The organism is Sporosarcina ureilytica (assembly GCF_001753205.1).
Classification (GTDB): Bacteria; Bacillota; Bacilli; order Bacillales_A; family Planococcaceae; genus Sporosarcina; species Sporosarcina ureilytica.
Map to the genome: position 1 here is coordinate 3,041,685 of NZ_CP017560.1, position 12,842 is coordinate 3,054,526.

Annotated in this window: 10 protein-coding genes and 1 pseudogene; all 11 read right to left on the reverse strand. The window is 41.8% G+C overall.

All coding sequences use genetic code 11. From position 1 onward, the window contains the following. Positions 1–200 precede the first annotated feature (200 nt). Positions 201–2,123, reverse strand: a complete 1,923-nt coding sequence (locus BI350_RS14870) for a PTS fructose transporter subunit IIABC (RefSeq protein WP_075528861.1) — start codon at positions 2,121–2,123, stop codon at positions 201–203. Further along, positions 2,120–3,046 carry a 1-phosphofructokinase gene (pfkB, locus tag BI350_RS14875; protein ID WP_075528862.1) on the reverse strand — a complete coding sequence of 309 codons (927 nt, stop codon included), beginning with the start codon at positions 3,044–3,046 and terminating at the stop codon, positions 2,120–2,122. The genes BI350_RS14870 and pfkB overlap by 4 nt, the downstream gene beginning before the upstream one ends. Further along, complete coding sequence (locus tag BI350_RS14880; protein WP_075528863.1) at positions 3,043–3,795, reverse strand: DeoR/GlpR family DNA-binding transcription regulator; 753 nt, start codon at positions 3,793–3,795, stop codon at positions 3,043–3,045. Before BI350_RS14880 ends, pfkB begins: the two co-directional genes overlap by 4 nt. Positions 3,796–4,095: 300 nt before the next feature. Beyond that, complete coding sequence (locus tag BI350_RS14885; protein ID WP_075528864.1) at positions 4,096–5,403, reverse strand: acetamidase/formamidase family protein; 1,308 nt, start codon at positions 5,401–5,403, stop codon at positions 4,096–4,098. A gap of 230 nt (positions 5,404–5,633) precedes the next feature. After that, positions 5,634–7,280 carry a long-chain-fatty-acid--CoA ligase gene (locus tag BI350_RS14890; RefSeq protein ID WP_075529404.1) on the reverse strand — a complete coding sequence of 549 codons (1,647 nt, stop codon included), beginning with the start codon at positions 7,278–7,280 and terminating at the stop codon, positions 5,634–5,636. A 63-nt stretch (positions 7,281–7,343) separates the two neighbouring features. Continuing rightward, on the reverse strand, positions 7,344–8,144 hold the full coding sequence (locus tag BI350_RS14895) for an enoyl-CoA hydratase/isomerase family protein (RefSeq protein WP_075528865.1): 801 nt from the start codon (positions 8,142–8,144) through the stop codon (positions 7,344–7,346). Positions 8,145–8,211: 67 nt separating this feature from the next. Next, positions 8,212–8,417: pseudogene (locus tag BI350_RS16765) on the reverse strand (SDR family oxidoreductase); the annotation flags it as partial. A gap of 125 nt (positions 8,418–8,542) precedes the next feature. Next, positions 8,543–8,701, reverse strand: coding sequence for an AMP-binding enzyme (locus tag BI350_RS17325; protein ID WP_082295108.1), 159 nt, complete (start codon positions 8,699–8,701; stop codon positions 8,543–8,545). 467 nt (positions 8,702–9,168) lie between these two features. After that, complete coding sequence (locus tag BI350_RS14900; protein ID WP_075528866.1) at positions 9,169–9,564, reverse strand: VOC family protein; 396 nt, start codon at positions 9,562–9,564, stop codon at positions 9,169–9,171. A 108-nt stretch (positions 9,565–9,672) separates the two neighbouring features. Beyond that, entirely contained in the window at positions 9,673–11,406 is a 1,734-nt protein-coding gene (locus tag BI350_RS14905) for a phospho-sugar mutase (protein ID WP_075528867.1), read from the reverse strand. 233 nt (positions 11,407–11,639) lie between these two features. Further along, positions 11,640–12,599 carry an alpha/beta hydrolase gene (locus tag BI350_RS14910; RefSeq protein WP_075528868.1) on the reverse strand — a complete coding sequence of 320 codons (960 nt, stop codon included), beginning with the start codon at positions 12,597–12,599 and terminating at the stop codon, positions 11,640–11,642. Positions 12,600–12,842 lie beyond the last annotated feature (243 nt).

Genomic DNA, 12,842 nt, shown 5'->3' on the forward strand with positions numbered 1-12,842 from the left:
CAGGTCAATTAACTCCTCCTAAACCATTACTTCGTCTCGTCCAATTGTATGTAATTAATTGATAATATTGACCTATGCTTCGTCTGTGGGATAACCTGTAAACCAATCCCTGAGCAACATACCAATAACAAAATAAAAGAAGCCTGTCACATATATTTATATGACAGACTTCCATCTTAAACTTTAAAAATACATTGAATTTAATTCCCCGACTCAATCGTGACTCCAACCGCTTCTCTCTTCAACAACCCAGCCAACAACGCCGTCACAACTGCACCGGAAACTATCGCCAACGCATAGAGTAAAACTTTTCCAATGCCACCTTCAACAAGTCCCATCACAAAAATTCCGCCATGTGGGGCACGTAGACCGATATCAAATAACATCGTCAATCCACCCGTTACTGCCGCCCCTGCTACGGAAGCCGGGATAATCCGAGCTGGATCCGCTGCAGCAAATGGAATCACGCCCTCTGTAATAAAGCATGCCCCGAGCACATACGCTGTTTTCCCTGCTTCTCTTTCTTGCTTCGAAAAACGTTTCTTAAATAATGTGGTTGCCAGTGCAACACCTAGTGGCGGAACCATACCTGCTGCCATGACTGTTGCGATAAATGTAAAGTTTTGCGCATCAAGCATCGCAATTCCGAATGTGTAAGCCGCTTTATTAATCGGACCACCCATATCAATCGCCATCATCGCACCTAAAACAATTCCAACTAACACAACATTCGTGCCGCCTAATCCTTCCAAAAATGCCGTAATGCCTGTATAAATTTTCGTTAACGGTGGATTTATGAGCATCATCGCAATCCCTGTAATCGCAATACTAAACACTGGGAAAAACAACACCGGCTTTAATCCTTCAAGTGCTTCTGGTAATCTAGTAAAAGCCTTTTTAACAAAGAGGGTCACATATCCTGCCAAGAATCCTGCAATTAATCCGCCCAGAAAACCAGATCCTCCGGCAGCACCCTCAACGCCGGTCACAGTGATTGCAATCAATCCGCCAACCATACCTGGCGCAAATCCTGGACGATCCGCAATGCTCGATGCGATAAAACCAGCGAGCACTGGCACCATTAGGAAGAACGCTTTTCCGCCGCCAATTGTCCCTAACATCGCAGCGAAAGCATTATATTCTGGACTGTCTGGATTCCCCGATTCGATTCCCCAGAAAAATGATAATGCAATTAAAATCCCGCCTCCAACAACAAATGGAAGCATGTTTGAAACACCATTCATTAAATGCTTATAAAACCCACTGCGTGACTCCGTTTGCGCAGCATCCTCTTTCGACACATCATGCGCATAAATCGGAGCGTCCTGGTTAATCGCACGATTTAAAATAGCCTCTGTCTCATAAATCGCTTTTCCGACCGGGACTTGAATGACTGGTTTCCCGTTAAAACGTGCCATTTCTACTTTTGTGTCCGCCGCAACGATAATCGCATCCGCTTCTGCAATGTCTGCATCCGTCAGGCGATTTTTCACACCGCTTGAACCGTTCGTCTCAACTTTAATGAAAACTCCCATCTCTTTTGCGGTTTCATTTAATTTCTCCGCCGCCATAAATGTATGGGCAATGCCTGTTGGACAAGCTGTCACCGCTACTAGTTTTCGCGACACAGTTTCTGGCGTTTGCTCTTCCTCTTTTGGTCCATCCAACTCAGCCTCTTTCGCATTAACCGCTTCAAGCACCGCATCTTTTGTTTTAGCATTGAATACTGCATTTCTAAATTTTTCATCCATTAAAAATGTAGCCAGTCTCGATAAAGCTTCCAAATGGGCATCATTTGCACCATCTGTTGCCGCAATCATGAAAAACAAATGCGCCGGTTGACCGTCTAACGATGCATAGTCAATCCCTTCTACCGAACGCCCAAATACAATCGCCGGTTCTTTTACAGCCGCCGATTTCGCATGAGGAATCGCAATGCCATCGCCAATGCCCGTCGTACTTTGTTCCTCACGCACTAAAATCGCTTGCATAAAAGCTCCTTGATCATTCAATTTCCCTGCGTCATTCAGTTGTTCAATTAACTCCGATAAAACAGCTTGTTTACTAGTAGCTTCCACATCTAAAATAATCGTCTGTTCTGTTAACAGTTCTACAATTTTCATAGTTTCACATCCGTTTCATCCACGATTTTTACTTCGTCAATTAATTCCAGAACCCCTGATTTTTCACATAGATCCGACTGAAAAGCAGTCGCACTTCCACTTGCAACTCCGTAACGGAACGCTTCACGTACATTTTCAGACGCTACATAAGCTGCGATAAACCCTGCCACAAGGGAATCCCCCGCACCTACCGTATTGACAACCTGTCCATTCGGCGCTTCAGCCGATAAAGCGATATTTTTTGTCACGAGTAAAGCCCCTTCGCCGCCCATCGACACAACGACATTTCGAACGCCTTGCGCGACAAGTTTTTTCGCATAATGAAATGCTTCCTCTTTCGTTGTAATCGTCGTATTAAATAACTCGCCAAGCTCATCAGCATTCGGCTTCACTAAAAACGGTTTCGTCTGAATTAACGCTTTCAATGCTGGACCAGATGTATCGAGTACGAAGTGAACCCCGTTTCTTTCACAAGTCTCAGCAATTTCTTTGAAAAATGACATTGGAATCGATGCTGGTAAACGTCCAGCTAAAACGAACCAGTCTTCCTTTTTCATTGCTTGCACTTTATTGAATAACTTCTGCTGTTGGTCCTTAATAATCGTAGGACCCGGTCCATTCAATTCCGATGCTTCCTCAGCTTTTATCTTCACATTAATACGCGTGATTTCCGCTGTTTCAATAAAATCAGTTTGAATCCCTTCATTTCGCAAAAAACCTTGTATGTACTCACCTACAAATCCACCGGCATAACTAATGGCCACACTGTCAACATCTAACCGCTTTAAAACACGCGACACATTGATCCCTTTTCCACCCGGATAATAGTGAACATCCTTCGCGCGGTTTAGCGCCCCCGTTTTAAAGGAAGACAAATACGTTGTATAGTCTAAACTCGGGGTAATTGTGCAAGTATAAATCATGCAGACACCACCTCAAAAGTCGTGTTTTCTCTTAATAATCGAAGCGTTTCTTCCGGGAGCTTACTTGTAATTAAAGTCGCCTTACTTAATGTATCGATGCTAGAAAAACTCACTTCTCCATATTTGGTATGGTCTGCAACAACATACGTATGTTTCGCGCATGCACTCGCTTGGCGTTTCACAGCCGCCTCCTCTGGGTCAGGTGTCGTATAACCAAATGTAGCATCAAAACCATTCACCCCTAAAAAACATTTATCAAAACGATAATTTTGCAAAGACTGAATCGTTTGCGGTCCGACAAGCGCTCTCGTTTTCCCCTTCACATAACCGCCCGCCAAATAAGTCGTCACACCATGTTCAATTAACGCCTCAACATGCGTAAGTCCATTAGTCACCACAACGACCTTTTTATTGCGTAAATGCGGGATCATTTGAAAAGTTGTCGTCCCCGCATCCAGAAATATACAATCTCCTTCTTGGATGAATGAAGCCGCTAATTCGGCAATCCGCTGTTTCTCTTGAAGGTTTTTGGCTGTTTTATCTAGCATGCTCGGCTCATGTAATTTACGTCCACGAATCGTCGCACCGCCATGTATTCTTGCTAATTTATGTTCATTTTCTAATTCTGTCAAATCTCGTCGAATGGTTGATTCTGAAGCATTTGTCAACTCAATAATCTCTTGTATTTTAATTGTTTGCTTTTCCGCTAATAAATCTAAAATCACTTGTTGCCTTTCATTCGTTAACATCCAAGCACCTCCTGGTTATTTAACTTACTTTTATCATAAATGAAAACGCATTCAAAATCAATCGCAATCAGTCATAAACAACCACAAACAACCATCGCGAACCCATCGCGGTGCCAGTCACTCAAACATTCATGTTTACTCAAACAAACGCGTTAATTCAAACTTTCGTGTTTGTTTGAGTGACTGGCACCCAAATAAAAAAAAATCATCCAAACGTTAATTTGGATGATCCTCTGAATTTATTCATGTAATTGCAGTGTATTATCTGATTGCGTCTTGTACAAATCCTCTATACATATATTAATCACGATTTTTATATTGTTTATCCACAACGTCGTACAACTTCGCATCCTTCAGATAATTTTCTGGTGCTTGCAGTGTCACCGTGACAACGCCTGGATGACGTCCAATTTCAATCGAACCTGTAATGGTTGCACGATTCATAATTTCTGGAACAGAAACATTGAATAATGCCGCCGCTCGGGCTAACCCGTTATCTGTTGCTTCATTTAAAGTCGAACCTGTACCTACAACTGATATTGGAAGGGATTCCTCCAATTGCTCCATTCCCCATTCTTCGGCAAGTTTGAGTGCAGAACGTTTCTCCGCTGCGGAAAGAGGTTTTGCTGTGTAAGGTAAATCTTCCTCATTCGGCAATAAAACTGGTCCTTCCAGGTTGACGCCTTTCAAGACTTCCACTTGCAAATGGACTACGCCCGAAACATCAGCAGTATGCCCGGCGATTTCGCCATCCCCTTGCATCGCGTGCATATCTCCCAAATAAACGCCGCCTCCTGGTACTTTTACCGGACAAATGAGTGTTGCTCCTTCACGCACCCGATTAATATCCATATGGCCATCCGTTCGGTGCTCGTCCAGCTCCTCTTTGGTTACAGCATGTTCATGCGGCGCACCCACGAGGAATGAACCAAAATCTCCAGCATTATGTGAATCCGGCAAAGGCATTGAAGGTGTCGTTCCAAGTTGTCCTAAAAATGGACGCATACGAGCCACAGTTCCAACTAAATCATGCGGAGCAAATGCAACGATTGGATTTTGCACAGATGCCTCGGGGGTCTGCATATAATGATGGCCATCTTGCCCAATTTTTTCTGCCGCTTCCTTTGTCATTGTAATTCCCACTTCTCCCGCATCGTTAAATACCATTGTATATCCATGCGGAAGCGTAAATGGCGTAATGTCCGTATCACATGTCGCACAACGAATTGCTTCCTGGCCAACTCCCTTGACCACAGTTTCCGGATATAGCGTTTCACAACCTGGGCATTTAACAGCAACAAAAGGATCTCCTAAAAATCGACCTTCTACAGGCTGGTCGCTCCCAGATGCCGTCGCAATTGAAGTTACATCAATCGACTTAATTTTTATTGCAATCGCATCGCCAACTTCCGCTCCTTCTACGAAAACCGGTTGCGTCACTTCATGTCCGCCTTTCAAACAAGGTGTAATCATTGGTCCCCAGCAGCCCGGTGCTGTATTTGCGATAATATGCCCGCCATCCTTTAGCGGCCCCAACATTTCTTTCTCAGGATCCAAAATCCCATCAACAAATGTATTCACCAACAGTGTCCCAACAGCTTTCTTCATTTACATCTCACACCCTATCTTTACTAATTCAGAAAAGTCTATCTATCTATTAGTATAAGGGATATAGCTATATAGGACAAATGATCGGGGCTAGCGCCAATAACGGTGCCAGTCACTCATACTTTCATGTTTACTCAAACAAACGCGTTATTTCAAACTTTCGTGTTTGTTTGAGTGACTGGCACCGTAAAGCTAAAAGGTTTCCTATCCAGATACTTTCCATAATCAGATTAACTGTCTTGTAACTCTCTCCATAAAATCTTTCCGCTTGCGGTTGTTGGGAATTCATCACGAAATTCAATAATTCTCGGATATTTATAAGCAGCCATTTGGCCTTTAGACCACTCAATAATCTCTTCCTCGGTGACTCTCCCTTTCCCGTCATCTTTTAAGATAATAAATGCTTTTACAGTTTCCCCTCGTTTTTCATCGGGCGCCCGCACAACACAAGCTTGTTGAACAGCCGGATGTTTATATAAAATCGATTCGACTTCTGTCGGCCATACTTTAAAGCCTGAAGTATTGATCATCCGTTTGACACGGTCTACGATAAAGTAATAGCCATCCTCATCTTTTTTGACAATATCACCTGTACGGAAAAAACGCTTGCCCTCTACTTCAATATGATTCGCTTCCGTTTCCTCCGGATTGTTATAATAACCGATAAAAACCTGCGGACCACGCACAATCAGTTCGCCCTCTTCCCCAACACCTACCTCATTCCCAGTTACAGGGTCAATAATTTTCGATTCCGTATTAAATGCAGGAATTCCCATACACTGCAACTTCGGTCGATCTGGCGGATTAAAATGCGTGTGCGACATCGTTTCGGACAATCCGTATCCTTCCGCATACTCAATTCCTGTCAACGCTGTTAATCTTTCACCAACTGCTTCCGGTAATGGTGCACCGCCGCCTCCAATCGCTTGTAAGGAAGACACATCATAAGCCGATAGATTGGGATTTGCTAAAAAGTCGACAACCATTGTACTAATGTTAATCCAATGCGTGCACTGAAAGACTTCAATTGCTTTTGCGGCATAATCTCGGTCCCAACGTGTTAATAACACCATTTTTCCTCCTGCAATAATCGGTGCTAAACAGCTATGCAAGAAACCCGTCACATGAAAAAGCGGCAATACGGTTAATGTAACTGTATTGGAAGTTAATGTGAGCCAATGATAAGCGCTAAACGCATTTGATTGGATTGTTTTATTCGTATGAACACATCCTTTTGGTGTTCCTGTCGTTCCAGAAGTATAAGGGATGACAGCAACATCATCACTTTTCCCTTCATAAGGCGATGCTGTACAGTCACTTTCAAGCGCTTCAAACCAGTCAATCGCGGACGGAATTTCTTTTGGAGCGGCTACCACTTCTGCGGGTAATGTTCCCAATGCTTCTTGGGGATTTGCATATGTTCCATAAGCAGTCACGATGACATTTTCTAATAAACCGCGCTCATGATGCGGGGTCACTGTGTCATATAACTCCTGTCCCACGATTGCCATTTTAATGTCCCCATCGTTTATGAAAAATTCCAAATCACGCGTCGTACTCATGGGATTAATCGGAACAACGACCGCACGCGTTTGAAATATCGCAAACAAACTCACAATAAACTGCGGGGAGTTTTGCATAAACAGTAAAATATTATCCCCTGGTTTCACACCAAGCTTTTTTTCTAAATAACCGGCCAACTGGTCAGCTTCAGCTAATAAACTTTTATATGAAAGCGTACTGCCATAATATTCAATTGCTGTTTTATTCGGATATCTTTTCGCTGTTGTCACCAAATTATCATATAATGTCGTTTCGGGTATCGTTAATGTTTTTGGAAAACGTGCCGGATAATATTTAAAATGGGGTGCGCTTATCATCTCAAATCTCCTCCTTTTCAGCTGCAATAAGTCTTGGAATGACTGAAAACGCACTTTTTCTCAACTGTACAGGTCTTCATTTGCTTGTCTAAAATTAGGTTTCCTTTTATCAATAAAAGCTTGAACACCTTCTTGGTGATCTTTTGTTGTAATTAACGTCGATTGGATGATTCGTTCTAACTCCAAAATCTCATCCAAATTCGACGTAAGCGAGTGATTCGCAACTTTTTTAATAAAGCCATAAGTGGTAATCGGTCCACTTGCAATTTTTAACGCATATTCTTTTACGTTTTCTTCAAATGTATCTAATGGATAAATCTGATTTAGCAGCCCTAAGTGACGTGCTTCCTCTGCTGGAATTGGCTCTGCACTAAAAAACAATTCCTTTGCACGGTGAAGACCAATTAATCGCGGTAGAAAATAGGAACCACCCCCATCAGAAATTAGCCCAACCTGAGAAAAACTCATGACAAACTTGCTTCCTTCCGCAGCCAAAATCAGGTCACACGCTAATGCTAAGTTAAAACCTGCACCCGCTGCAAAACCATGAACAGCCGAAATAATCGGCTTGTCCAAATCACGCATTTGTAAAATTAATTCATTTAACTTTCCGATATGATTGTACGCTTGGACTGGATTACTTTGTCCCATCGTTTTCACATCACCGCCCGCACTAAACGCTCTTCCGGCACCTGACAAAACGACAACACGAATTGCATCATCCTGTTTTGCTTTATCAATCGCTTGTTTTAATCCTGACATCATTTCCGGGCTAAAAGCATTCAAACGATCTGGTCGATTCAACGTTAGGTGCATAATTCCTTCATTAATTTGCGTTAATAAATGTTCACTTTTGCTCATTTCCACACGCTCCTTATTTGGTCAATCATTTAATAAATTTAACGCGCCTCCGTCAACGACAAGTATTTAGTGTTTCACCAGTAATGAATGATGCTTCATCCGATGCTAAAAAGAGCACTGTCTTCGCAATCTCAGTTGGCTTCCCTACGCGACGGAGCGCATTCGCTGTCGATAATATTGGCCACTTATCAGACATTTTCCATCCACCACCATTTGGGTCTCTATAACTCCCGGCGCAATCGCATTCACACGAATATTTTGTCTGCCAAACTCAGGTATTTTCATAAATGACTCCTTATTAAATAAAAGATTTCAATCATCCTCAACGAATCTGAACTGTACAAAACAATGTCTGATTTTATACTTTCAATAAGCCTTCTATCCAACTGTTCAGAGAATTACTCTTTCAACAACCTTCTTAAAACCTTTCCTGAACTCGTAGATGGAAGTTCATCCCGAAATTCTACCTCTCTGGGATATTTATACGCGGCCATTTTCTCTTTTGCCCAATCAATCAAATCCTTTTCAGTCACTTTCCCTGCCTGTCCAGATTCCATGTAAAATGAATCACAAAAAATTAAACGGCCTCACAATCTACGCATCTACCATCCATAATATGCATCACGAACTTGGAACAACCACTCCCCCCTGCAACAATAGTTCTGATACGACAATACAAAAGGAACCGCATATATCTACCCACCCTTATACTTACCGGTAGGTATGTTCTGAATAATTAAACTATACATGTGATTTTTTAATTTATCAAGCTCGTAATTGGAGTTTCTAGAAAATAATGTCCTTCTCGAACGCTCGGACATCTTATACGATGTGTAGGACATAAAAACAGATTCAGAGGACATCCCAACGCGACCCAACTCCAAATACAACCAAAGAACTTCCGTGTTTGTTTGTGTGGCACCATAAGAAAAAAAGTCATCCAAACTTCTATTATTTGGATGACTTTTTGATTTCAATTATGCAATTGTAGTGGATTGTTTAAAGTGTTTCGCGCTGGTACCATTCATTTTGCATGCTCATCTGGTTGATGAATGCCTAAGATATTTCCTTCCGTATCCTTATAATATCCTTGCCAAGCCATACCAGGTAGCGCATATTTCGGCAAAGCAACTTTGCCGCCATTTTGAAGTATTTTAGCTTCGGTAGCATCGTAATCTTCTACCCCTAATGTACAAGTAAAGCCATTTACTGGCTGGTTTTCTGCTGGCGAAGGAGTTTGACGCTGCATCAACGCCCCGTTGATTCCAGGCTCATTTGCATCGCCAGTAACCGCACCAAAATACGGCATTCCTGCAAATTCGCTCCAGTCTTCAAATGTCCAACCAAAAACTTCTCCATAAAACTTCTTCGCTCGTTCCATATCATCCACATGTATTTCGAAATGAACTAGTCTTCCCATGATTTCCTCCTATTTGGTGCTACTATGGTGCCAGTCACTCATACATTCATGTTTATTTAAACAAACGCGTTTATTACAACTTTTGTGTTTGTTTTAGTGACTGTGCACCTAAAACGACCGAACTCTCCCCATCACATCAGCCACCATCCCATCCAACGCCCGTCTACTTCCCTCCAATGTATCTTCCTTCACACCAAAATAAAACTTAATTTTCGGCTCTGTCCCTGAAGGTCTTAAGCAGAACCAAGCACCATTTTCCAGTTTATACTTTAGTACATTGGATTTAGGTAAGGAAATTTCCTCTGTTTCGCCGGACTCGACATATAATCGCGTACTGCTGTCGTAATCTTCAATACCAACAACAGCCTGCCCAGCAATTTCTTTAGGTGGAGTAGCACGGAATTCGTTAAGAATGGCTTGGATTTTTGCTGCTCCGTCTTTCCCTTTTAACGTTAATGACTCAATATCTTCCAAGTAATAACCGTATTCTTCATAAAGTGCCATCAGCCCTTCATATAACGACATTTGCTTGGTTTTATAATAAGCCGCTACTTCTGCAATCAGTAGACATGTTTGAACAGCATCCTTATCACGGGCGAAATCCTTGATCAGGTAGCCATAGCTTTCTTCATATCCGAATAAAAAGCTTCTGTCGCCAGTTTGTTCAAATGTCTCAATCCACTCGCTTATGTATTTAAAACCAGTGAGTGTATCGATTGTCTCCAAATTATGCGCGGCTGCAATATCTCTTCCCATTTCAGATGTGACGATTGTTTTTAAGACTGTCGCATTTTCTGGAAGTTCGTTTTGCTTTTTCTTTTGGGTAATTAAGTATTGTAATAATAATGCGCCGGTTTGATTACCAGTTAATACTTGGTATTTTCCTTCTTCATTTCTAACAGCAACGCCGACTCTATCTGCATCAGGATCTGTTGCGAGCATGATATCTGCATTTGATTGCTCACCGTACTTCATTGCGAGTGAGAATGCAGCGGCTTCCTCTGGGTTTGGCGAATCAACAGTTGAGAAGTTAGAATCTGGTAATTCCTGCTCTTTTACAACTTCTACATGTTTAAAGCCAACCGCATCTAGCCCCTTACGTACTGGAATATTTCCTGTTCCATGTAACGGCGTGTAAACAATTCTAAAATCATCTGCCACTTTGTTAATTACATCCCGATTGACAACGACGGACTCCAGTTGCTTTAAATATGCTTGATCAACAGTCTCGCCAATTATCGTAAGTAATCCAGCGGCTTTTAATTCTCCCTCCGTGCCAACTGCTACCGCTAATTCATCTTCCACACTGTTTACTTTTGCGATAATTTGTTCAGCCGCCTCCGATGACAACTGTCCACCATCTGGCCCGTAAACCTTAAAGCCGTTATACTCCGGTGGGTTATGACTCGCCGTAATCACAACACCACTGAATGCATGTAAATACCTGACCGCAAACGACAGTTCAGGTGTCGTTCTTAATGAATCAAACACATACGTCTGAATGCCATGTTTCCCAAGTGTTTTTGCAGTTTCCATCGCAAATTCCGGTGACTTAAAACGCGAATCATAAGCAATCACCACACCGCGTACTTTTGCCTCTTCACCGTGACGTTCAATATAACGCGCTAATCCCTCAGCCGTTTTGCGAATCGTGTAGATGTTTATACGGTTTGTGCCAGGTCCAAGCACACCGCGCATGCCACCCGTACCAAATTCAAGGTTTTTATAAAAGCAATCTTCCAATTGCTTTGGTTGATTGTTTAATTCATCTAATTGATTGGCTAATTCCTCATCTAAATCTGTAAAACTGGTCCATTTTTCATAACTTATTTTCCAATTCATATAGATAATTCACTTCTTTACGATTATTTTAAATACAAATCCCTTTCCTCATTTTACAATTGGGATTGATGCCTTTGCAATTGAAAGGGTACTTAAAAGGATACCTGTATAAGAACCGATATTCTACTCTGTGAATAAAAAAAATTCATCCGAATGTTCATTTGGATGAATTTCTTTATTTGTTCATGCAATTGTAGTGCATTGTCTAAATAACGTCCTGGATTGGTACATCGTTAATGAAGATAACGCCCAAGAAACTGATTCACGCTCAACTTGTATGCCTCTTCAGCTAACGCAAAGGACTCCCCGTGGTTTGCATTTGGAATCAATAATAATTCCGCTTCACTAGCAGTATGACGATACAAATCCTGCGTCATCTCCGTTGGAACAAACGTATCGCTTTCCCCGTGGATATAGAGGATCGGGACATTCGTTTTTTCCACTTCTTTTCGTGCACTGGCTGTTTTGAATGAATACCCTTCTTTCATTTTCATTAATAAGCTTGCACTATCCAACAACGGAAAAGAGGGTAAATAAAACATTCGTTTAAACTGATACTTAAATAATTCATAGACGGAATCATAAGGGCTATCCGCGATAATCGCCTTTACTTGTTGCGGAAGTTCCTCCTCTCCGCTAGCCATCAAGACTGTCGCCGCTCCCATCGATAAACCGTGGTAAACCACTTCAATATCCTCTCCAAGTTGCTCCACTAAATAATGAGTCCAGTCAATAAGATCAAGTCGGTCAGGCCAACCAAACCCATAGTAATCACCTTCACTCAAACCATGCCCCCGAGCATCCGGTAAGAATATGTTATAGCCTAACTCCTCATGATAATACTGGCCAAACAGCCCCATTTGCCCGGATTCCCCTAAATATCCATGCGTTAAAATGACAACTTTATTTGAGGGTTCTTTCGCTGGCAAATAGTAGCCGTTTAATTGCAACCCATCGCGTGAAGCTAAATTAACCCGCTGAAAGTGTTGCGCATGCAACCAATCTATCCAACTGCCGTTCATATAAAGATCCATCGCTTCATCCGAAACTTCTAGATCCACATTATCTTCCAAAAATTCTTTCGGTCCACGCTCAATCGCTAAACCATATATAAAAAAGCTGCCGACGATTTGAACCACCAAAAAGATTGCAACAAAAAGTAATATAAATCTTTTCCATCTAATTCGAATCATAGCCAGCTCCTTACCTCTATCAATTAATATGCATTCGCATATCAATATTATAATAGAAAAAAGGACGTATATGTCGAAATCCAGCATTATTACATGAATTACCAACGTTTGAGGTGCCAGTCACTCAAACTTTCCCGTTAAATGAAACATTCACGAATAATGTAATAGTCATGTTTGTTTGAGTGACTGGCACCAACATCTAACATCTCATGAACACATAAATCCACTTCCTAGTGGCAAACT

Bases quoted from the DNA above. Each gene is read 5' to 3' on its own strand.
- BI350_RS14870 (WP_075528861.1), bottom strand. From the start codon at position 2,123: ATGAAAATTGTAGAACTGTTAACAGAACAGACGATTATTTTAGATGTG.
- pfkB (WP_075528862.1), bottom strand. From the start codon at position 3,046: ATGATTTATACTTGCACAATTACCCCGAGTTTAGACTATACAACGTAT.
- BI350_RS14880 (WP_075528863.1), bottom strand. From the start codon at position 3,795: ATGTTAACGAATGAAAGGCAACAAGTGATTTTAGATTTATTAGCGGAA.
- BI350_RS14885 (WP_075528864.1), bottom strand. From the start codon at position 5,403: ATGAAGAAAGCTGTTGGGACACTGTTGGTGAATACATTTGTTGATGGG.
- BI350_RS14895 (WP_075528865.1), bottom strand. From the start codon at position 8,144: ATGAGCAAAAGTGAACATTTATTAACGCAAATTAATGAAGGAATTATG.
- BI350_RS17325 (WP_082295108.1), bottom strand. From the start codon at position 8,701: ATGGAATCTGGACAGGCAGGGAAAGTGACTGAAAAGGATTTGATTGAT.
- BI350_RS14900 (WP_075528866.1), bottom strand. From the start codon at position 9,564: ATGGGAAGACTAGTTCATTTCGAAATACATGTGGATGATATGGAACGA.
- BI350_RS14905 (WP_075528867.1), bottom strand. From the start codon at position 11,406: ATGAATTGGAAAATAAGTTATGAAAAATGGACCAGTTTTACAGATTTA.
- BI350_RS14910 (WP_075528868.1), bottom strand. From the start codon at position 12,599: ATGATTCGAATTAGATGGAAAAGATTTATATTACTTTTTGTTGCAATC.